Raw genomic sequence first — 23,360 nt, forward strand, 5'->3', positions numbered from 1 at the left:
TGAGATCAGCACATGAATGTCTTAGAAAAAGCCAAGCTGATTCACGAATTAAATCAACTCATCGATGGCTTGGAACAACGTTCCTTATCTTTCTTTGAAATTGCCAGCTCAAAAGCCCGGATAAAAGACATTTTTGCTTTATGTGATGAACCGATTTTTAAAAAACAGATTTTACAATTTAAATCCCATAGCCAGCCCGAAAAAGCAGCTACAGATTTCGCCGCTCAAACCCTGTTTCAGCTCTCTTTTCGTGGCGTATTTCAGCAAGGTAAAGCGCTAGAGCAAGCCCTTTATCAACATCCAGATTTTGGCTGGGCTATTTTGCATGATGCTCAACTCGGTTGGCAAATCTGGTTAATTCCGGCAGCAAATCGTACAGCCCTGATCAGCGAATGGGAAAATCTGGAGGATGCCTATCACTGGATGCTGCAACAACAACAGAACTATGGTTGCCTAAAAACAGACTATGAACTCAAACAGATTCAAAATTTGATTGTACCAAAGCTAACGAGTGTTTTAACCGAGACTAAGACAAATCTAACTGTAGCTGCTGATGAGCTTGAAACCATTGCTGAACATGAACAATCCAATTTAATGGATTTATCCATAACTGAGCTGTATTCAGATCAAGAGCCGATAGCCACTGAAACATCTGCGCAGCAAAGCCAGCAGCCTGCCGAGATTCAGCAACCGTCTTCAACTGTAGAACCTGATCTACCGATGGCGGCTTCTACGCTCGCCCACACCGATATAGAGAATACGGCGGCTCCGTCATCTATCATCAAAGATGTTGCAGAAACCCTGGAACTCAATCAATATGTCGCCCGTATTCATTCGCTACCTGGCGAAGAAGCCTCATTACAGCAGCTATATCGTTTAGACATTCCCAGCTTGCTAGAAATTGCCCCGTATCTAGATTTACTGTTACATGGTGCAGACCTGGAAAAATGGCAGCATTACCCAATTTATCTGGCAGAGCAGATCAATCAGCAAGGTTGTTTTGTTCGATATTTGGCATTACTGGGTGCAGAAAACCAGGCGCAGGCCATGCAGTTCATGCCATTATTGAATAATGCTGAGCAATATGCCCTGGCTGCAATCAAGACAATTCCCTGGATAGACCTGGCCGATCATTTTAACTCTATTGAAGCCCTGTTTGATGTCTATACGCATAAAGCCATTTGCATCTGGCATGATGAAAACTATATGCCATTTATTCCTGCACAACTGATTCAAACCCAAAAAATTATTAAGCTGGATGAAAGTGCCGCCGATATTAAAACACCGCTACTTTTACTCAAAGAACGGCAAAAAATACGGCTTATTCATGGGCACAAACGTTTAGCCCTGTCACAGAATGAATCGGCCTATCCTTATTTTTTATTGGAACGCCATCATGGCATTAGCTGGCAAATGATTCAGATGATTACTGCTCAATTCAGTTCCCCGATTAATTGCCGGGAATTATATAAAGAGATTCAAAAGCATATTTCAAATTAAGTTTTTATTTTTTGTAGCAAGAGCTTGCTTTTTAGTGTGATTTTTTACCAGACTAGTCATCATCAGACAATATAAGAGCAAGGATATGCGGAAAAAAAAATTATCTCTATTAAGCCCCCTCTTATGTGTGTTGATCTCTGGACTCATGTCTACTGTCAGCTGGTCAAACTCAGCTGAAACCGGGGTTGATCAACAAAAGCTTAACGCAACAGAAACAGATTTTAATTTGCTCAGTCAGATTCCAAGCCTGATTGATGCGATGCCGACAGTTTTACCGCAACAGTCAGATGCAGTGATTGTCCCTCCGATCCAGGCCACTGAAAAACAAAGCTGGCTAGACCGTAAACAACATGAAATCCGCAACTGGACAGACCGTAGCTCCCATAAAATAGATCAATGGTTTGGGCAACCCGATCCAAATGATCCAGCTTCAGCAACCCTACGCCTGATTATCGATAACAGCTGGAATAAACATGATGGTTATGAAGTTAGCCCACGTCTGCGCGGAAAAATTAAACTTCCAACCTTGGAACGTAAAATCAGTTTGGTATTCGGTGATGACTCTTTAGATAACGAACTGAACAATAATGTTGCTATTACCGATGAAAATCCAGGTAGCACCAGTAGTAAAGCTTTAGACCGTGAACGAACACAAGAAAGTAACAGTTCCTTGGCCCTGCGTTGGTCGGATTTTTCCAAACGGCTGCCTTTTGAAACCGATCTGGATTTGGGGATTCGTTCAGGGGATGATATTTATGTACGACTTAAAGCGTCCAGAGACTGGCAACTGGAAAATGATTTCAGATTTCATGCCGAACAGATTTACCGCTATGGCATAGATAGTGAAAACTACTTGCGAACCAATCTGGAACTTACCCATGCACGACCGAATCAGCCATTTTTATCCAATCAGCTCAGCCTGACCTATGCAGACAAACAAGATGACGATGTCACTTGGGATAATTATTTATTCAGACAACATCAATTTTTCCAGAATAACCGTTTTGCTTATGGCTTATATACCGGCGGTTTTTATAATAATAACGACCTTCGCCTGAACAGTTGGGGACCCTATATTTCATGGCGGCAACCTTTTGTGCGTGAATGGTTTTTTCTACAGGGCGATTTAAACTATCTCAATGACCATCGTGAAGATCGCAGCCATTTCCTCGGTGTATTAGTGCGTATGGAAGCATTGTTCTAATGTTGGGCAATATAACAAGTTGATCCATCAATATGCCTATTTTCTGCAATAAAAAACCTCCCGAAGGAGGTTTTTTGCTTAATGCGAAAAGGACTTATTTCAGCAATAAACTGTTAATACGTTTTACATAGGCTGCAGGGTCATCAGGCAAACCGCCTTCTGCAATCACTGCCTGGTCAAAAATCACATTGGCTAGGTCATCAAACTGGTTCGATCCTTCCAGCTTTTTCACCAGCGGATGTTCAGGGTTAATTTCTAAAATCGGTTTTGATTCAGGAACCGCCTGACCAGCCTGTTTCAACATGCGAATCAATTGTGGAGACAGCTCACCCTCGCCTGTTACCAGACAGGCAGGTGAATCGACCAAACGAGTCGTCACACGCACTTGTTGGGCTTTTGCTTTGAGAGAATCGGAGAGCTTGTCCACCACAGGCTTAAACTGTTCAGCTGCTGCTTCCAGTGCTTTCTTCTCTTCAGCATCCTGCAAATCACCCAAGTCTACTGCACCCTTGGACACATTTTGCATTGGCGTTCCGTCGAATTCATGAATGAACTCCATCGCCCATTCATCTACACGATCCGCCATTAACAGCACTTCAATGCCTTTTTTCTTGAACAGCTCCAGCTGTGGCGAATTCTTCGCAGCACTGAGGCTTTCCGCAGTCACGTAATAAATGGCTTTCTGCCCTTCTTTCATGCGTGCTTTGTAATCTGCCAATGAAGTTGAAATTTCATCATTGCTGGAAGTCGAGAAACGTAATAATTTTAAGATCCGTTCACGGTTACCAAAGTCTTCACCCAGACCTTCCTTAATCACCGAACCAAATTCAGCATAGAACGTTTTGAATTTCTCCTGGTCTTTTTCATCTTCAGACTTCGCCAAAGCATCCAGCATGGTCAGCACACGGCGTGCATTCCCTTCGCGAATGGTTTTCACGTCACGGCTTTCTTGCAGCAATTCACGGCTCACGTTTAACGGCAAATCGGCACTGTCTACCACCCCCTGCACAAAACGCAAGTAGTTTGGAATCAGGTTATCCGCTTCATCCATAATAAATACGCGTTTGACATACAGTTTAATGCCGGCTTTGGCTTCACGGGTAAAGAGATTGCTTGCCGCCTTGCTTGGAATATAAAGCAATTGTGTGTATTCCGTGCTGCCTTCTACACGGTTATGGGTCCAGGCCAAAGGTGCATCAAAGTCATGACTGAGATTCTTGTAGAATTCGGTATATTGCTCGTCAGTGATCTCGTTTTTATTGCGGGTCCAAAGTGCGCTGGCAGAGTTAATAGCTTCCCATTCATCTGTTTTCACCATCTGACCTGGCTTAGCTTCTTCCCCCTCAGCGGCTTCTTCTTGCTGCCAGATTTCTTTTTGCATTTCAATTGGCAGGCTAATATGGTCAGAATATTTATTGATGATTTGCTTAACTTTATAAGATTCTAAATACTCCAGTGCATTGTCACGCAAATGCAAAATAATGTCTGTTCCACGTGAAGCCTTATTGATTTGTTCAACTTCAAAATCACCTGTGCCAGTGCTAATCCAGCGTACACCGTCAGCGACATCAGCAGCAGCATGACGCGATTCCACGGTAATCTTTTCAGCCACAATAAAACCTGAATAAAAACCGACACCAAACTGGCCAATTAATTGCGCATCCGCTTTTTGATCTCCGGACAATTTAGACATGAAGTCCTTGGTGCCCGATTTGGCAATGGTGCCCAGATTATCAATGGCTTCTTGTTGAGTCAGACCAATACCGTTGTCGGAAATAGTGATGGTTTTATTTTCTTTATCCAGACTGACACGTACATGCAAGTCAGGGTCATTTTCATAATATTCAGGATGGTTAATCCCTTCAAAACGCAACTTGTCACAGGCATCTGAAGCGTTCGAAATCAGTTCTCGCAGAAAAATTTCAGGGTTTGAATAGAGAGAATGCGTCACCAAATGCAATAACTGTGCGACTTCAGCCTGGAAACTATGTTTTTGTGCGCTTTGTTCGCTCATAAATCACTCCTTAAATTCGTTACACGGTTTTTATTGGATGCTTAATGAATGGAGTAAGTTAAAGATTTTTCAATAGGGTCAAATAAATTTTTCTTAGAAAGGCCCTTGTTGATACACACGCTCCATATACAGATTCAGCTTTTGTTGGCGCATTTTATACACTTCGCTTAAACAGCGGCTTGAATTGCCACATTGGTCGCGCAACTGTAACCATTTGACCTGCTCATCCTGAATTACCCCGCGTGTTCCCATCGGCACCAAACGTTTAATAATATTGTAGGTGGTGGCCATTTTGACATCAGCATCATTAATGGCACGGTGCTCGCAAATGGCATGTTCAGTTGACGTTTCTGCTTTGTCACAATTAAAACTGGCTGCATACACCGATCCACTTAAAAGACTAAAAAAGACCACTTTGCATACAATGAATAATTTCATGATTTTTCCTGCTTTTTTAGCTTATTGTAGACTCTCAACTTAAACGCATTTTTAATGATGAAACAGGATAAAAGTGCTCAATTTCTGTACTTTATTGTGACTGAATGATGAAATAAAAATCCCCATCAGAGATGGGGATTTTGGCGCTGATTTATTGTTTTTATTTTATATCTATTTTTATTTTAGAATTTGTAGCTATAACCGATTGTGTAAACCCAAGGGTTAACTTCAAGGTCACCTAAACTTACTTTAGTGCCATCTGGTGTTTTTGCAGTTAATTCAGTTTTCACATCCGCATAACGTACATCAGCAAAAACACCCCAGTTTTTCGCATCAGCTGGTTGATAATTAAAACCGACCTGACCAGCAACACCGTATGCTACATCAGCATCTAAACTTTCTGCACCAGTTACATTTTTAGTAGTCTGAGATAATTGCTCATCCCAAGGAATAACCACAGTTGCGCCTACACCAATGTAAGGTGTGAAACGAGTAGAGTTCTTAAAATTATATTTTGCTGTAATGGTTGGTGGTAAATGCTTGAATGAAGCAGCATCTTCAATTGGACCAACGTTTACATCATGTTCAAAAGGCAATGCAAGCAATAACTCTACTGAAATTGGTGAATTATTAAAGAAATATTCAACAGATGGAGTGAAGTTAACTTCATTACTTACTTGTGCTTTTAATGCTGCTGAACCACCAGTAGCTAAAGGCACATTTAAAGTACCGTTATCATCATTTTGTGGAGCTAATGCTGAAGCACCAACTTTAACCTGCCAGTTACCTGCCATTGCAGAAGCAGACATCCCCATTAACGCGATAAGAGCAACTTGTTTTAACATTTTAAATCACCTCTAGAAGGATAATTACTACAAAATTTAAACATTAATTAATAATAAACATGCCTATTATTAATATGCAATAGCCATTAATTATTTTAAATTTATTTATTTTTAAACCATTGAAAATATTAGTTATTTATTTTAATCAGATCAACATAGTTGGTTTTTTAATACCAACCATGTTAATCAGATTAATGATTATATTCCAAGTATATTGCTTGGTTTTATTATATTAATTATTTAATAACATTTATTTTAAATACATGTTTTAAAATAAGCAATAAAATGAATTAAAAATTCATTAAAGTACCATTGCAGCAATCCAGCCAAATACCAATAATGGAATATTAAAATGGATAAATGTTGGAACGACCGTATCCCAAATATGATCATGCTGACCATCTACACCCAGACCTGCAGTTGGACCTAAAGTTGAGTCTGAAGCTGGAGAGCCGGCATCACCCAATGCTGCTGCGGTACCAATCAAGGCCACAGTAGCCAATGGAGAAAAGCCAAATTGTATGCACAGCGGTACATAAATCACTGCCAATACCGGTACACTGGAGAATGATGAACCAATCCCGATGGTTACGAACAAACCAATAAACAGCATCAGGAATGCAGCCAAGGCTTTGTTGTCACCAATCAGATGCACTACCCCATTCACCAGACTATTGATGTCACCAGTATGCGTCATCACCGAAGCAAAACCAGCCGCAGAAATCATAATGAAGCCGACCAATGCCATCATGCGCATGCCTTGAACGAAGACATCATCGGCCTCTTGCCATTTGAAGATACCCGCAGCAGACAGTACCGCAAAACCGACCAGTCCACCCAAGATCATCGAGCCTGAATACAGCTGGGCAACCAAAGTCAAGGAAATCGCGAGTAGTGCCATAAAGATGGTTTTTTTCGCGATGACTGGCGCTTGTTCTGCTTCATGTTTGAGTTCTTCGGCATCCGCTTGCAGACTCACTTCGCCCGCACGAATTGGCTTGTCCAGATCGATGGTGGTCACACGAGCAACCGCACGATCAATATAATGACGTGGTTTGCGATAGCTGAAAAATACAGCAGTCAACGTACCGATCAGCATGCCAATGACCGGAATAGCCATCCCCATCGGCATCATCCAGCGCTCTACATGCAAGCCATAGGCTGCACCAATTTTATTGATGTTGCCCATCAAAATTTGTTCAAGGAAAATGGAACCAAAACCGACTGGCAGGAAAATGTAGGTTCCGACCAACCCCATGGTCAGTACACATGCTGCCGCACGACGGTCTAAATTCATGTGATTCATAACCTTAAGTAAAGGAGGAACCAAGACCGGAATAAAGGCGATATGCACAGGAATCAGGTTTTGAGAAAAAATGGCTGCAACCAGTAAAATGCTTAACAGTAAATATTTTACTTTTCTGGTTTTTTGATGCGTGGCTTCCGCACCCAGCAAACCAATTAATTTATGTGCCAAAAGATCAGGCAAGCCTGATTTTGACAAGGCCAAAGCAAAAGCACCCAATACCGCATAAGCCAGGGCAACTTCTGCCCCATCACCCAGACCCGCATTAAATGCAGTTACAGTATCCGACAAACTTAGACCTGCAACCAAGCCACCAATAATCGCTGAAATGACCAAAGTCAAGACAACAGAAACTCGTGCCAGTGAGAGTATAAACATCACGGCAATCGCAATTACTACTGCATTCATGAAAATTTTAAGGAAGATAAAAAGCCGTTATTTTAACAGATGCACCCTTTTGAAACTGTAAATAAATCGGCTCAGTCAAAAAACAACAAGAAATTGATTTTAATTAAAATTTATATCAAAAAGAATTGTTCAATTATTTTTTAGCGCAAATTTTTTGATATATTCTGCGACCAACTCTGCTTGGCTCAATATTGCCCAATGGTTAGCATCTATTTCTACATGCTGAAAATTTTCTGCCCATTTCGGCATTTCATCAATCAGTTCCGGACTGACAAAATTGTCTCTTTTCAGCACAATCGCCTGCACCGGACAAACAGCAAAACGCTGACGTGGTTGGGTTAAACGTGGGATGAAGTTGGCACGATACAGTCCAATACCATGTTTTCCATCTGCAGCAATATGGCTGTTTAAAGGTAAATCTTTTTGCTGCTCTAACTGTTGCAAAACTTTGTCCCATTTTTCAGGCGTAAATAAAGTCCAGATGACTGGCGCCAACAAGGGCAATTGAAACACCGCGATATACCAGGATTTAGTCAGCTGTTTAAAAAACCTGGGCTTATTTTGTTTAAATTGCTGACGCATCCAGAAAGCGGTATGATCCAGACAGGGCCCGGAAATAGTACTATAAGATAAAATTCGCCCCCGAAACTTCGGCTCAGTCACCGATTCCCAAGACTGGATTGAACCCCAGTCATGTGCTGCCAAGTGAAAAGGATGGTCTTCCAATACGGTATTGACCACACTTTCCAGATCTAAAGATAACTGTTCCAGCCGATAGTCACGAATCCGTTTCGGAATGGAGGATTTCCCTGCACCGCGTACATCATAGCTCAACACATAAAAATCTTGAATCAGCTGCTGAATGACCAGCTCCCAAACTTCCTGATTATCCGGATAGCCATGAACCAGGACTAAAGCAGGGTTTGCCTCATTGCCCCATGTTTTCACATAAAGCCGCTGCTGATCTGAAGTAGTCACCCATTGTGTTTGTGCTTGCATATATTTTTATCCTATTCTTTTATTGCCTATTTATTGCAGAATCTGGGCAATCCGATCAATGCCAGCCTGATCATTGTGTTTTAGTATGTTCTGAAGCCGAAAAATAATAATTGACCCAAATGAGCCTTTTCAAAAAACTACAGACAATTCCTGCTATCTCTAAATTTTTATTAAATCGCTATGCACCTTACCGCGGTGCAGGGATTGAAATCGATAAGGTGGATCTGGCGAATTACCATATTCGCATCAAAATGCCTTTAACCCGTAAAAATCAAAATGTTGTCGGTGTACATTTTGGCGGCAGTTTATATGCAATGGTCGATCCTTTATATATGCTGATTTTGATGCATCATTTGGGTTCAAAATACATTGTGTGGGATAAATCTGCATCCATACAATTTCTCTCACCTGGTCGTGGTACGGTGTATGCCGATATTCGTCTCGATCCAACAGAAATTGACCAGATTAAGCGACTTGCTGAAAATCACGCCCCGGTATACCGAAACTATCATGTAAATATTTTTGATGAATCGGGCGTACGGATTGCCGAGGTAGAAAAAACCATCTATATCCGCCGAAAAAAACCAAAGGCCAGCCATAATTGACAAAAAAGCGCCTGATTAACAAGCGCTTTTTATCAAATTTTTAAACTTCATTAACGTTTTTTCTCTTCAATGGCTGCACCTGCTCCACCACCAATGGCACCACCAATGGCAGCTCCGGCATTCCCCCCAAAGATACTTTTACCCACCGCAGAACCAATAGCACCACCGACACCACTATAGGTCGCATTACGGTTAGAACCACCCTGGGTTTTACTGCCTACTGCTGCACCGGCACCACCACCGACAGCTGCACCGATACCGCCACCAACCTGATTCCCTACACCACCACCAACCGCACCACCAAGTGCAGCTGCGCCAATACGTTGCTCTCTTGGAGACATAGAATCACACCCTGCCAGCATAAAAGTCGACAGGGTTGCCATTGCCATCACGCTCATTAACTTTTTCATGAGATATGTCCTTTTGGCTATTTGTTACAGCATACGTCATGAGTGTGAAGTTAATATCCGCGTAATGTTACTTTTCCAAGTTTTAATGTTGAATGTTGTAATTTAATTTTAATTAAAATACCAAAAAATCGATTCGGCATGTGGAAGATCGATTGTTCGAAATCAGAAATCAGTTAAAGTATTCCCATCGATACATAACTTTATAAGAAAAATTTTAAATAACACAGCGGCTTTATTTAATATTATTTAAATGGGAAGGATCACGAGAATGAAAAAACGCCTTTGCTTGATATTTACATTGTTCTGTTACAATTCATCGGCCTATCCGGATTCTTCTGATACAAGCTTAATGAATAAAACCAAAGTCCTGAAAAATATTGCTTATGGGCCTCATGCTCAACAGGTCATGGATATCTATTTCCCCATCAAAGCTTTCCCAGATAAAACGCTGACACCGTTAATTGTGATGGTACATGGAGGAGCCTGGACCACTGGAGATAAAAATAATGCGGCTGTAGTCAAAAACAAAGTGGCATATTGGACCAAACAAAACTGGGTATTTATTTCCCTCAATTATCGATTGGTTCCTGAGGTCAGCGTACAACAACAAACCCAAGATATTGCAGAAGCACTTATTTATATCCAGAAACAGGCTGCAAATTGGCATGCTGATCCTAAACGTTTGGTTCTGATGGGACATTCAGCAGGTGCACACTTAGTCAGCCTACTCACTACACGCCCCCTCTGGCTGACATCGCAGCCTCAGCCCTGGCGTGCTACAGTGGCTTTAGACAGTGCTGCCTATAATGTCGAAATTATTATGCAAACTCGACATGCACGGTTTTATGATCAAGCCTTTGGTAATCAGCCATCAAACTGGAAAGCACTTTCTCCTATATCTCAAGTACACCAAACTTTACCGGCATTTCTCGCTGTTTGTTCCACAATTCGGCCAGACCAACCATGTATACAGGCACAGCAATTTATTCAGCAAGCACAAAAATCAGGAACCAAAACCCAGCTATTGCCTATTCCACTTTCACACAGAGAAATCAACCAGTCACTTGGGCAAAATAATACATATACCCAAGCGGTGAATTTATTTATACAAAGCCATTCCGCTACGGAGAAATGAGCTTATTTCAATCTCATTTAACCTAAAAATGATTTGAGCATACAAGATCTTATTTTTAAAAAACTTATTCCCTCTCTAAAATCCCCAATATGCTCTCAAAAACAGAGGCATAAAAAAAGACGCCCGAAGGCGTCTTTTTTGAGTCATTTAACGTCGAATTAGAATTCTTGGTTAAATGCTTGGCTTAATGCTTGGTCTACATCAGAGAAGTCATTAACCAGCGCATGTTCTGCAGCTTCTGCTTCTTGACGACGACGTTCCAAGTGGTACGCAAGACCAGTACCCGCTGGAATCAAGCGACCCACAACAACGTTTTCTTTCAAGCCACGTAGGTCATCTTCTTTACCTGTTACAGCCGCTTCAGTTAACACGCGTGTTGTTTCCTGGAACGATGCAGCAGAGATGAACGAGTCAGTAGAAAGCGATGCTTTGGTAATACCCATCAATTGACGTTCAAACTTCGCCGGGAACTTGTTCTGTGCAAGAACAGCTTGGTTCTCACTCATAACACGGATGTAATCCACTTGTTCGCCTTTGATGAAGCTTGTATCGCCACCGTCAGTAATGTCGACTTTACGCAACATTTGACGCACGATGACTTCAATGTGTTTATCGTTGATTTTTACACCTTGCAGACGGTATACGTCCTGAACTTCGTTCACGATGTAGTTGGTCAATGCCACTTCGCCTTTCAAGCGCAAGATGTCGTGTGGATTTTGCGGACCATCAGAAATGGTTTCACCACGGTTCACATGCTCGCCTTCGAACACGTTAATCGTACGCCACTTCGGAATAAGCTCTTCGTAAATCTCAGAGCCATCATCCGGAGTGATCACCAGACGGTTCTTGCCTTTGGTCTCTTTACCAAAACTTACCACACCAGAAATTTCAGCAAGAATTGCATGTTCTTTCGGTTTACGTGCTTCGAACAAGTCAGCTACGCGTGGCAGACCACCGGTAATATCACGGGTACGTGAAGATTCTTGTGGTACACGACCGATGACATCACCCACACCAATCGTTTCGCCATCACGGACAGAAAGAATCGTGTTTTGTGGCAAGAAGTAGAACTGTTCGCCGCCATCAACTGTGTCAAGCACAACTGCAGGACGTAAATCTTTACCTGACGCAGGACGTGAAGTCACTGGCAAGATTTCGATTGTGGTCATACCTGTTGCATCATCAGTTTTCGAGGTCACAGTTACGCCATCAGCGATCTGGCTGAAACGTACTTTACCGGCAACTTCTGTCACAAGTGGATGTGTATGTGGATCCCAAGTCGCCACGATACCGCCTGCCTCTACAGCTTCACCATCTTTCAACAAGATAGATGCACCGTAAGGAAGTTTATAGCGTTCGCGTTCACGACCTAAGTCATCTGCAATACCGATTTCACCTGAACGTGAAGTTGATACCAGGTGACCTTTGGCATGTTGTACTGTTTTCACGTTGTGGAAACGTACTGTACCTTTGTTACGAACTTGTACGCTATTTGCAGCAGAAGTTCGGCTCGCAGCACCACCGACGTGGAACGTACGCATGGTTAACTGTGTACCTGGCTCACCAATTGATTGAGCAGCCATTACACCCACAGATTCACCTGGGTTAACCAAGTGACCGCGAGCAAGGTCACGACCATAACACTTCGCACATACGCCAAATGTAGATTCACAGTTTACAACTGAACGTACTTTAACTTCATCGACACCTGCTTCTTCAAGGAAGGCAGCAATTTTTTCGTCAATTAAAGTATTACGTGGAAGAATGACTTCGTCAGAACCAGCACGTTTCACATCTTCAGCAACAACACGACCCAATACTCGAGCACCCAGATTCTCGATGACATCGCCACCTTGAATGAATGGCGTCATGACCAGACCGCCATAAGTACCACAATCCGGCTCGGTAATAACCAAATCCTGCGCTACGTCTACCAGACGACGAGTCAAGTAACCAGAGTTTGCTGTTTTAAGTGCTGTATCGGCCAAACCTTTACGCGCACCATGTGTTGAAATGAAGTACTGAAGTACTGTCAAACCTTCACGGAAGTTTGCTTTAATCGGGGTTTCAATGATCGAACCATCTGGTTTCGCCATCAAACCACGCATACCCGCCAACTGACGAATCTGAGCTGCCGAACCACGGGCACCCGAGTCAGACATCATGTAGATACTGTTGAATGATTTCTGTTTCTCATCTTCACCCTGTTTGTTCTTAACAGTCGTGAAAGACAAGTTGTCCATCATCGCTTTCGCTACCTGGTCATTGGTACGCGCCCAGATATCGACTACCTTGTTATAACGTTCACCGGCAGTTACGAAACCTTGTTCGAATTGTTGTTCGATTTCACGAACTTCAACTTCTGCTTTTTCGATGATCGAGTATTTCGCTGGTGGAATGAGCATGTCTTCCATACCAACAGATACACCAGAACGAGTCGCTTGACGGAAGCCCAGGTACATCAATTGGTCAGCAAAGATCACGGTATCTTTCAGACCCAATTTACGGTAGCAAGAGTTAATTAACTTGGAGATGTTCTTTTTCGTCATCTCAACGTTGATTTGCTGGAAGTCCATCCCTTCAGGAACAACTTCCCAAAGCAGACAGCGGCCTGGAGTCGTGTCAACAATAATGGTTTGCTGTTCACGGTTTCCATCTTCGTCAATCACAGTCTGGTGTACACGTGCTTTAACGCGAGCGTGTAAATCTACCTGACCTGTTGCAAGTGCACGGTTTACTTCATCAGTATCCGCGAACACCATGCCTTCACCTTTGGCATTGATTGCATCACGCGTGATGTAATACAAGCCCAAGACCACGTCCTGAGAAGGTACGATGATTGGCTCACCGTTGGCTGGTGACAAGATGTTGTTGGTCGACATCATTAACGCACGAGCTTCTAACTGAGCTTCAAGTGTTAATGGTACGTGTACCGCCATTTGGTCACCGTCGAAGTCGGCGTTAAACGCAGCACATACGAGTGGGTGTAGACGGATCGCTTTACCTTCAATCAGGGTTGGTTCAAATGCTTGAAGACCCAAACGGTGAAGTGTAGGCGCACGGTTCAACATCACTGGATGTTGACGGATCACGTGAGCAAGAACGTCCCAAACTTCTGGAGTTTCGCGCTCAACCATTTTCTTCGCAGCTTTAATGGTTGTTGCTTGGCCAGAAGCTTGCAGTTTTGCGAAAATGAATGGCTTGAATAATTCAAGTGCCATTTTCTTCGGAAGACCACATTGGTGCAAACGTAAAGTTGGACCTACAGTAATAACCGAACGACCAGAGTAATCGACACGCTTACCAAGTAAGTTTTGACGGAAACGACCTTGCTTACCTTTGATCATATCAGCCAAAGATTTAAGCGGACGTTTGTTCGAACCGGTAATTGCACGACCACGACGACCGTTATCAAGCAATGCATCTACAGACTCTTGCAGCATACGTTTTTCGTTACGTACGATAATGTCTGGAGCAGCAAGGTCAAGAAGACGTTTTAAACGGTTGTTACGGTTAATCACACGACGGTAAAGATCGTTCAAATCAGAAGTCGCGAAACGTCCACCTTCAAGCGGAACCAACGGACGAAGGTCTGGTGGAAGAACTGGCAATACAGTTAATACCATCCATTCTGGCTTGTTGTTTGACTCTTTGAACGCTTCCATCAACTTCAAGCGTTTAGACGCTTTTTTCAGCTTGGTTTCTGAAGTTGTGTTAGGAATTTCTTCGCGAAGACGTGAAATTTCAGCTTCAAGATCGATGTCTTTCAACAGGTCCTGAACAGCTTCTGCACCCATTTTTGCAGTGAATTCATCACCGTGCTCTTCTAACGCCGTGAAGTATTCTTCATCGTTCAGAAGTTGGTATTTCTCCATTGGAGTCATACCTGGGTCAGTGACCACGTAAGATTCGAAATACAATACGCGTTCGATGTCACGTAAAGTCATGTCTAGAAGAAGACCGATACGAGACGGTAATGATTTCAAGAACCAGATGTGCGCAACTGGAGAAGCCAATTCGATGTGACCCATACGCTCACGACGAACTTTCGCAGTTGTTACTTCAACGCCACATTTTTCACAAATGACGCCTTTGTATTTCATACGCTTGTATTTACCACACAAGCATTCGTAATCTTTTACCGGACCAAAGATTTTGGCACAGAACAAACCGTCACGTTCAGGTTTGAAGGTACGGTAGTTAATTGTCTCTGGCTTTTTAACTTCACCATGAGACCATGACTTAATCATTTCTGGTGACGCAAGACCAATACGGATGCGATCAAACTCTACTGGAGCATGACCATCAGAATCCGTCTTTTTGCGCATGATATCGAGCAAGTCTTTCAATTTTTTTCTCCGTGTGTTGTGGAGATTTTCACTTCACAACTGGGTCACAAATATTGTTTTTTAACTGAAATTTGGAATCTCCCCTAGCCCCTCTTTGATAAAGAGGGGAACTTTCCCCCTTTGAAAAAGGGGGTCAGGGGGATTTAATTAGTCACCATTTTTCAGTTCAATGTTGATACCTAAAGAACGGATCTCTTTGGTCAATACGTTGAACGATTCAGGCATACCTGGGTCCATGTAATGGTTACCATCTACAATGTTCTTATAGATACGAGTACGACCTTCAACGTCATCCGACTTAACAGTAAGCATTTCTTGGAGCGTGTAAGCTGCACCGTATGCTTCCAGTGCCCAGACTTCCATCTCACCGAAACGCTGACCACCGAACTGGGCTTTACCACCCAATGGTTGTTGCGTTACTAACGAGTAAGAACCTGTAGAACGCGCATGCATCTTGTCATCAACCAAGTGGTTCAGTTTCAGCATGTACATGTAACCTACAGTTACTGGACGGTCAAAACGTTCACCGGTACGGCCATCATACAATACCGTTTGACCAGTACGTGAAATGCCACCAAGTTCAAGCAATTCTTTGATTTGCGATTCTTCAGCACCATCGAATACCGGAGTTGCTAAAGGAACACCAGCACGCAAATTACCAGACAATGCCAAGATTTCATCATCAGTTAAGCTGTCAAGATCTTCTTGCTGACCGCCAACTTTGTTGTAAATCTTGTCCAAGAAGTCACGAAGCTCAAGTACAGTGCGTTGCTCTTTCAGCATCTTGTCGATCTTGTCACCCAGACCCTTCGCTGCCATACCCAAGTGAGTTTCCAGAATCTGCCCCACGTTCATACGTGATGGTACACCTAGCGGGTTAAGTACCACATCCACAGGAACACCGTTGGCATCGTGCGGCATGTCTTCTACGGGCAAGATGTTGGATACAACACCCTTGTTACCGTGACGACCCGCCATCTTATCACCCGGCTGGATGCGACGTTTAACTGCGAGGTAAACCTTAACCACTTTCAATACGCCAGTGGTCAGTTCATCACCGGTAGAAAGTTTGCGTTTTTTCTCAGCAAATTTCTCGTCAATTTCTTGGCTCTTCTCTTTCAAGAACACCTGAATTTGCGTTAAACGCTCAGCAATTGCTTCATCACTTGGCTGGATATCCAGTAAGTCAACAAGCTCTAAACCAGACAATACTTCTTCAGTCAGCTTGTCACCGCGTTTAGTGGTACCACCACCATTCGATTCTTGACCTTTTAACAGGCGAACAATACGTTCACGTGCTGCTTCTTCGAAGATTTTAAATTCTTCTTTCAAGTCTTTACGGTAAGCATCAAGCTGTGCTTTCTCAATGGCTTGAGCACGTTCGTCTTTTTCAAGACCGTCACGTGTAAACACTTGAACGTCAATTACAGTACCTTTCACGCCTGAAGACACACGTAAAGAAGAGTCTTTAACGTCAGCTGCTTTTTCACCGAAGATTGCACGAAGCAATTTTTCTTCAGGCGTCAACTGCGTTTCACCTTTCGGTGTTACTTTACCAACCAGGATGTCACCCGCTGTTACTTCAGCACCGATGTAAACAATACCTGACTCGTCCAGTTTAGACAGTGCAGCTTCGCCAACGTTAGGAATATCAGCAGTAATTTCTTCTGCACCTAACTTGGTATCACGTGCAACACATGACAATTCTTGAATATGAATCGACGTTAAACGGTCTTCTTGAAGAACACGCTCAGATAACAAGATCGAGTCTTCGTAGTTGTAACCGTTCCAGGTCATGAACGCTACGCGCATGTTTTGACCAAGCGCCAATTCACCGCCATCCGTAGATGGACCATCCGCAAGAACGTCACCACGACCAACTTTATCACCAAGTTTCACAAGAACTTTCTGGTTGATACAAGTGTTCTGGTTCGAACGTGTATATTTGATCAGGTTGTAAATATCTACACCTGCTTCACCTGCGATCATCTCTTCTTCGTTGACACGAATTACCACACGAGACGCGTCTACAAATTCAATACGACCACCACGTTTCGCAAGTACACATACACCTGAGTCGTGCGCTACGTTTGCTTCCATACCAGTACCAACAAGCGGCTTGTCGGCGATCAACGTAGGTACTGCCTGACGTTGCATGTTTGAACCCATCAATGCACGGTTCGCATCATCGTGTTCAAGGAATGGAATAAGTGATGCAGCAACAGATACAACCTGTTGAGCAGATACATCCATATGCGTCACTTTTTCAGGAGGCATACGTACGAAATCACCTTGGTGACGTACAGAAACGAATTCTTCAGTCAGGTTACCTTCTTTATCAATTGCAGAATCGGCCTGTGCAATGACAGTACCTACTTCTTCAATTGCAGAAAGATATTCAACGTCATCTGTTACACGACCATCTACAACTTTACGGTATGGAGTTTCCAGGAAACCGAAGTTATTACATTTCGCATAAACAGAAAGTGAGTTAATCAAACCAATGTTTGGACCCTCAGGAGTCTCAATTGGACACACACGACCATAGTGAGTTTGATGTACGTCACGTACTTCGAAGCCCGCACGTTCACGTGTCAAACCACCAGGCCCAAGCGCTGATACACGACGTTTGTGTGTAATTTCAGACAACGGGTTGTTTTGGTCCATGAACTGAGACAACTGACTTGAACCAAAGAATTCTTTGATTGCAGCAGCAACTGGTTTCGCATTGATTAAATCTTGCGGAGACAAGTTGTCAGTTTCAGCTTGGCTTAAACGTTCTTTAACAGCACGTTCAACACGAACAAGACCAACACGGAACTGGTTTTCTGTCATTTCACCAACAGAACGAACACGACGGTTACCTAAATGGTCAATATCGTCGACTTCACCTTTACCGTTACGAATTTCAACCAATGTTTTTAATACATCAGTGATGTCTTCGTTTGAAAGAATACCTTCAACTTCACGAGACTTCTGATCAGTACCGACTTCGTAAGGACGACCCAAACGACGGTTGAACTTCATACGACCGACCGGAGACAAGTCATAACGTTCAGAAGAGAAGAACAGGTTGTTGAACAGGTTCTCAGCAGCTTCTTTTGTTGGTGGCTCGCCTGGACGCATCACTTTGTAAATTTCTACCAGTGCTTCTTCACGACCAGTAGTTGTATCAGCACGTAAAGAGTCAGCAATGAATGAACCGCGATCGATATCATTCGTGAACAATACGTTAAATTGTTTTACGCCACCTTCAGCCAATTTCACCATGATCTCATGGCTCAATACCGTATTGGCTGCAATCACTTCACCGTCACGTAAAGCAACATCTTCAGCAACAATACGTTCGTACAAGTATTCATCCGGAACAGAAAGTTTTTCTAAACCAGCAGCTTCCATCTGACGTACGTGACGCGCATTGATACGTTTACCTTGCTCTACAATCACTTTACCGTCATTGTCAGCAATGTCGAATTGCGCCATTTCGCCACGAAGACGTTCTGGAACCAGGTCAATCTGGTAGCTACCCATGTCAAGATACACAGGTACTTTTTCGTAGAACATATCCAGGATTTGTTCGTTGCTATAACCCAAAGCACGAAGAACCACAGTCGCAAGCAATTTACGACGACGGTCAATACGAACATATACAAGGTCTTTAGCATCGAATTCGAAATCCAGCCATGAACCACGGTAAGGAATGATACGTGCAGAATAAAGAACTTTACCGCTAGAATGTGTTTTGCCTTTATCGTGGTCAAAGAACACGCCTGGTGAACGGTGTAATTGAGATACGATTACACGCTCAGTACCATTGATGACAAAAGTACCGTTTTCTGTCATAAGTGGCATTTCACCCATGTACACTTCTTGTTCACGTACGTCTTTAATTGATTTGGTTTCGCGATCTTTTAAGATCAAACGAATTTTTACACGCATTGGTGCTGCATAAGTTGAACCGCGTAAAATACATTCACGCACGTCAAACTCAGGCTTACCAAGACTATACTCAACAAATTCTAAAGCAGCATTGCCAGAATAACTTTCAATAGGAAAAACTGAACGAAATGCGGCTTGGAGACCGATATCTTCGCGGTTTTTTGGTGTTTTGCCATCTTGTAAGAATGTTCGGTACGAGTCGACCTGAATCGCGAGCAAGTACGGAGCATCCATGACGCTAGGCAATTTACCAAAATTCTTACGGATCCGTTTCTTTTCGGTATATGAGTATGCCATCTGGAGTCCTCGGAAAGTAAACTAAGTCCGCCTGCAGAACGGACCTAGAAGGAATTACACAGGCCGATATGGCCACCACTTTTTACAAATGCTGCAATTTTTAGTGGTATTAAAACGCTTAGCAATATTTTCAAATATAAAAAATATTGGTAAACGTTTGATATTATTGATTATTATAATAATTGATGCTTTTTTACACCAATCAAACAAAAATCGAGCCGATAATTGTAACGCAAAAAGGCTGATGACCCAAGAGCCATCAGCCAATTTTTGGGGTCAATTTAAAATTAGACCCCGATCGAAATTACTTAACAGTAACTGTAGCACCAGTTTCTTCAAGTTTTTTCTTAAGTTCTTCAGCTTCTTCTTTAGAAACGCCTTCTTTAAGAACTGAAGGAGCGCCTTCAACCATGTCTTTAGCTTCTTTCAAGCCAAGACCAGTGATTTCACGAACTGCTTTAATTACAGCTACTTTGTTAGCACCGAAAGAAGTCAACTCAACGTTGAATTCAGTTTGTTCTTCAACAGCAGCACCAGCAGCAGGACCAGCAGCAACAGCTACAGCAGCAGCAGATACGTTGAATTTTTCTTCAAAAGCAGAGATAAGTTCAACAAGTTCAAGAACAGTTTTTTCAGCAACTGCGTTTAAGATTTCTTCGTTAGTTAAAGCCATGAGAATAACTCCAAATGGGGATTGAATGGTGTGAAAGTAAATTTAAGCTTATGCAGCTTCTGACTCGTTTTTCTCTTTGAGCGCAGTAATAAGGCGACCCAATTTCGAAATAGGAGCTTGAAGAACGTTTGCAAGCATAGTAAGCGCTTTTTCTTGGTTTGGAAGGTTTGCGATAACGCTAACTTCAGCACCTTGATAAACCTTGCCGTCAAATGCAGCAGCTTTAAGTTCAAATGCTTTGTTAGTTTTAGCAAATTCTTCAAACAAGCGAGCAGCTGCGCCCATGTCGTCTTCAGAAGTTGAGAAAGCTAAGATTGTTGGGCCAACAAGGTTGTCATTCAAGATATTGAATTGAGTATCTTGAAGAGCACGTTTAGCTAAAGTATTACGCACAACACGTGTAGCAACACCTAGTTTACGAGCTTCAACACGAAGAGCAGTTAATTGCTCAACAGTTAAACCTTGGTAGTCAGCAACAACAGCAGCAAATGCAGTAGAAGCAACTTCAGCTACTTCAGCTACGATCTGTTTTTTGCCTTCGATAAGAAGAGCCATTGTAAAACCTCCTAACGGTGATTTATGCACTTACAAAGAAGTACACTCCCAATTCGTAAGGCCATCACTGGACTTACACGCGGAGGATGAACAAATCACACCACCGCGTCTACTCGGACTGGACTTTTAAGAAGTGAGTTCCAAAGAACTCCCCTCGCCCGAGGTCTTTGACGCTGACAAATTTACATTTATCAATTCAAAGTTTGCCTAAGTTCGCAAAATACGACGAAGCGTTTCTTGCGTAAGTTTTAAAGTAGTACTTTAAAACTTACTCAGGGCTTTAAAATTCTTTTCTAAGTCAAACTTAGTTAGATACGTTTGCTACATCAATAGTAAGACCAGGACCCATAGTTGAGCTTAAAGTGATCTTTTTGATGTAAACACCTTTAGAAGTCGCAGGTTTTGCTTTCTTAAGGTCAGCTACAAGAGCTTCAACGTTTTGACGAACAGCAGCAGCTTCAAAGCCAACTTGACCGATCGCAGCGTGGATGATACCCGCTTTGTCTACACGGTAACGTGCTTGACCAGCTTTAGCGTTTTTAACAGCGCCAGCTACGTCAGGAGTTACTGTACCCACTTTAGGGTTTGGCATTAAGCCACGTGGACCAAGAATCGTACCAAGTTTACCTACAACGCGCATTGCATCTGGAGCAGCAATTACTACGTCGAAATCAAGGTTACCCGCTTGAATGCTTTCAGCAAGATCATCAAAACCAACGATGTCTGCGCCTTCAGCTTTAGCAGCTTCAGCAGCAGCACCTTGAGCAAACACAGCAACACGTACAGTTTTACCAGTACCTGCAGGAAGTGTAGTCGCGCCACGAACAACCTGGTCAGATTTACGTGGGTCAACACCTAGATTTACTGATACATCCAAAGATTCTTTGAATTTAGCAGCAGGAAGGCTAGTTAAAACTTGTACTGCTTCTTCCAAAGTGTAAACTTTGTTTGCTTCTACAGCAGCAGCAATGGCTTTTTGACGTTTAGTTAATTTAGCCATGTCTTATAGCTCCACTTCCAAGCCCATAGAACGCGCAGAACCAGCAATGGTACGTACACGTGCGTCTAAATCAGCACCAGTTAAATCTGGTTCTTTAGTAGTCGCAATTTCTTCTAACTGAGCACGAGTCAACTTACCAACTTTAGTTTTGTTAGGTACAGCTGAACCCTTTTGAATACCAGCAGCTTTCTTAAGAAGAATAGCAGCAGGTGGAGTTTTCATGATAAATGTGAACGACTTGTCGTTGTACACAGTAATCACTACAGGAATTGGAAGACCTGGTTCAACTTTTTGTGTAGCAGCATTGAATTCTTTACAGAATGCCATGATGTTAACACCACGTTGACCTAGTGCAGGACCAATCGGTGGAGATGGATTCGCTTTACCAGCTGGAACTTGCAGCTTGATATAGCCGTCAATCTTCTTAGCCATTTCAAATTACCTCTGGGTACAAACGCCGCTAGGCTCCCCAACGCTATTTATGTAACAATACTGTTACAACAACAATGCCCGATCCATAACAAATCGGGCGTTTTCAATCCAACTTAAATCAGTTCGCTTTTTCGACTTGACGAAATTCGAGCTCAACCTGAGTTGGACGATTGAATACATTGATTGTCAACGTCAAACGTGACTTCTCGTAAAGAACTTCTTCCACCACACCTTTAAAGTCGGTAAATGGACCATCAATAACGAGTAATTCTTCGCCTGGCTCAAACATCGTCTTAGGACGAGGTGCTTCACCAGTATTGCGTACACGCGCAAGAATCGCATCAGCTTCTTTTTGCGTAATTGGTGCAGGTTTCTCTGCTGTACCACCAATGAAACCCAATACTTTTGGACATTCTTTAACGATGTGCCAGGTATCATCATTCATTTCCATTTCGACTAATACGTAGCCAGGAAAGAATTTACGCTCTGATTTACGCTTCTTACCATCCTTCATCTCTACCACTTCTTCGGTAGGAACCAGGACTTCACCAAAGCTATCGGCTACAGCGCTACGCTGGATTCGATCATTAAGTGAACGCATCACTTGTTTTTCATAACCTGAATAGGCATGAATAATGTACCAACGTTTCATAGCTCTTTTACCCGATAAAAAACTTCATTAACCAGCCCAAGATGTAATCAAAACACCATAAAACAATGGCAGCGATTACAACAACAGCAAGAACATGCCAAGATGTGGATACCGTTTCCTGCTTAGTCGGCCAAGTCACACGACGCAGCTCAATTCGAGCGTCTTTCAACAAACGAACAAAGCCTTTGCCTTGATGGGTGGCGTATAATAAACCTAAAGCCACTACGATACAAGCCAAAATTATTCCAACGCGCACCCAAACACTATTGGCTGGTGCCCAATACGCTGGCAAATACTGCCCCCCTATGGCTGCACCGATTAACAAAATCAATGCGATAACCCATAGAACAATATCTAAAGGGGAACCAGAATTAACAACTTCAGCAGAATTATTTCTTTGTGGAATTGGCGCTTCGCTTAATGCGTCACGCGATTTATCATTCGACATTTTTGTACTCGTCGTAGGCTTCGCGACTTATTATATGACAATTTAACCAGCATCAAGCTTTTTTTTAAAAAAATGGCAGGCCAGGAGGGACTCGAACCCCCAACATTCGGTTTTGGAGACCGACGCTCTACCAATTGAACTACTGACCTAC

General features: G+C 42.8%; 18 protein-coding genes and 1 tRNA gene. 4 read left to right on the forward strand and 15 right to left on the reverse strand.

Features of this window, described 5'->3' with window-relative positions:
* The first annotated feature begins 12 nt into the window (after positions 1–12).
* Positions 13–1,500 carry a hypothetical protein gene (locus FTT87_RS05280; protein ID WP_180174533.1) on the forward strand — a complete coding sequence of 496 codons (1,488 nt, stop codon included), beginning with the start codon at positions 13–15 and terminating at the stop codon, positions 1,498–1,500.
* Between the two features lie 85 nt (positions 1,501–1,585).
* A complete protein-coding gene (locus FTT87_RS05285; RefSeq protein WP_180082280.1) occupies positions 1,586–2,704 on the forward strand; it encodes a hypothetical protein in 1,119 nt (372 codons plus the stop codon).
* Between the two features lie 94 nt (positions 2,705–2,798).
* On the opposite strand, the gene htpG is transcribed toward FTT87_RS05285, so the two are convergent.
* From htpG to FTT87_RS05310, 5 genes are all read right to left on the reverse strand, one after another.
* Positions 2,799–4,718: a molecular chaperone HtpG gene (gene htpG / locus FTT87_RS05290; RefSeq protein ID WP_180082281.1), complete on the reverse strand. Its 1,920-nt coding sequence runs from the start codon at positions 4,716–4,718 to the stop codon at positions 2,799–2,801.
* A gap of 93 nt (positions 4,719–4,811) precedes the next feature.
* A complete protein-coding gene (locus FTT87_RS05295; RefSeq protein ID WP_180082282.1) occupies positions 4,812–5,156 on the reverse strand; it encodes a lysozyme inhibitor LprI family protein in 345 nt (114 codons plus the stop codon).
* A gap of 182 nt (positions 5,157–5,338) precedes the next feature.
* Complete coding sequence (locus tag FTT87_RS05300) at positions 5,339–6,001, reverse strand: OmpW family protein (RefSeq protein ID WP_180043486.1); 663 nt, start codon at positions 5,999–6,001, stop codon at positions 5,339–5,341.
* A gap of 301 nt (positions 6,002–6,302) precedes the next feature.
* Positions 6,303–7,715, reverse strand: a complete 1,413-nt coding sequence (locus FTT87_RS05305) for a Na+/H+ antiporter family protein (RefSeq protein ID WP_180043488.1) — start codon at positions 7,713–7,715, stop codon at positions 6,303–6,305.
* 129 nt (positions 7,716–7,844) lie between these two features.
* The gene (locus FTT87_RS05310; RefSeq protein ID WP_180043490.1) at positions 7,845–8,714 is read right to left on the reverse strand and encodes an alpha/beta fold hydrolase; all 870 of its coding nucleotides are present in this window, start codon (positions 8,712–8,714) and stop codon (positions 7,845–7,847) included.
* Between the two features lie 119 nt (positions 8,715–8,833).
* Between FTT87_RS05310 and FTT87_RS05315 the strand changes: the two genes are divergently transcribed.
* Positions 8,834–9,319 (forward strand): PaaI family thioesterase, encoded by a 486-nt coding sequence (locus FTT87_RS05315; RefSeq protein WP_180043493.1) that lies wholly within the window; start codon positions 8,834–8,836, stop codon positions 9,317–9,319.
* A gap of 50 nt (positions 9,320–9,369) precedes the next feature.
* Here FTT87_RS05315 and FTT87_RS05320 read toward each other — a convergent pair whose 3' ends face one another.
* On the reverse strand, positions 9,370–9,729 hold the full coding sequence (locus tag FTT87_RS05320) for a DNA transfer protein p32 (protein WP_086197247.1): 360 nt from the start codon (positions 9,727–9,729) through the stop codon (positions 9,370–9,372).
* Positions 9,730–9,997: 268 nt separating this feature from the next.
* Between FTT87_RS05320 and FTT87_RS05325 the strand changes: the two genes are divergently transcribed.
* The gene (locus FTT87_RS05325; RefSeq protein ID WP_180174534.1) at positions 9,998–10,864 is read left to right on the forward strand and encodes an alpha/beta hydrolase; all 867 of its coding nucleotides are present in this window, start codon (positions 9,998–10,000) and stop codon (positions 10,862–10,864) included.
* 158 nt (positions 10,865–11,022) lie between these two features.
* Here FTT87_RS05325 and rpoC read toward each other — a convergent pair whose 3' ends face one another.
* From rpoC to FTT87_RS05370, 9 genes are all read right to left on the reverse strand, one after another.
* Positions 11,023–15,213, reverse strand: coding sequence for a DNA-directed RNA polymerase subunit beta' (rpoC, locus tag FTT87_RS05330; RefSeq protein WP_180174535.1), 4,191 nt, complete (start codon positions 15,211–15,213; stop codon positions 11,023–11,025).
* Between the two features lie 147 nt (positions 15,214–15,360).
* The gene (gene rpoB, locus FTT87_RS05335; RefSeq protein ID WP_180174536.1) at positions 15,361–19,449 is read right to left on the reverse strand and encodes a DNA-directed RNA polymerase subunit beta; all 4,089 of its coding nucleotides are present in this window, start codon (positions 19,447–19,449) and stop codon (positions 15,361–15,363) included.
* A gap of 304 nt (positions 19,450–19,753) precedes the next feature.
* Positions 19,754–20,122 (reverse strand): 50S ribosomal protein L7/L12, encoded by a 369-nt coding sequence (gene rplL, locus FTT87_RS05340; RefSeq protein WP_086197252.1) that lies wholly within the window; start codon positions 20,120–20,122, stop codon positions 19,754–19,756.
* A 48-nt stretch (positions 20,123–20,170) separates the two neighbouring features.
* Positions 20,171–20,677: a 50S ribosomal protein L10 gene (gene rplJ, locus FTT87_RS05345; RefSeq protein ID WP_086197253.1), complete on the reverse strand. Its 507-nt coding sequence runs from the start codon at positions 20,675–20,677 to the stop codon at positions 20,171–20,173.
* Between the two features lie 304 nt (positions 20,678–20,981).
* Positions 20,982–21,677 (reverse strand): 50S ribosomal protein L1, encoded by a 696-nt coding sequence (rplA, locus tag FTT87_RS05350; RefSeq protein ID WP_166168483.1) that lies wholly within the window; start codon positions 21,675–21,677, stop codon positions 20,982–20,984.
* A 3-nt stretch (positions 21,678–21,680) separates the two neighbouring features.
* Entirely contained in the window at positions 21,681–22,109 is a 429-nt protein-coding gene (rplK, locus tag FTT87_RS05355) for a 50S ribosomal protein L11 (protein ID WP_034587972.1), read from the reverse strand.
* A gap of 118 nt (positions 22,110–22,227) precedes the next feature.
* A complete protein-coding gene (gene nusG, locus FTT87_RS05360; RefSeq protein WP_086197255.1) occupies positions 22,228–22,761 on the reverse strand; it encodes a transcription termination/antitermination protein NusG in 534 nt (177 codons plus the stop codon).
* Between the two features lie 7 nt (positions 22,762–22,768).
* Entirely contained in the window at positions 22,769–23,209 is a 441-nt protein-coding gene (gene secE / locus FTT87_RS05365) for a preprotein translocase subunit SecE (RefSeq protein WP_086197256.1), read from the reverse strand.
* A gap of 73 nt (positions 23,210–23,282) precedes the next feature.
* Positions 23,283–23,358 (reverse strand) — tRNA-Trp (locus tag FTT87_RS05370).
* Between the last annotated feature and the right edge of the window lie 2 nt (positions 23,359–23,360).

It is taken from the genome of Acinetobacter sp. YH01022, assembly GCF_013420235.1.
Lineage (GTDB): Bacteria > Pseudomonadota > Gammaproteobacteria > Pseudomonadales > Moraxellaceae > Acinetobacter.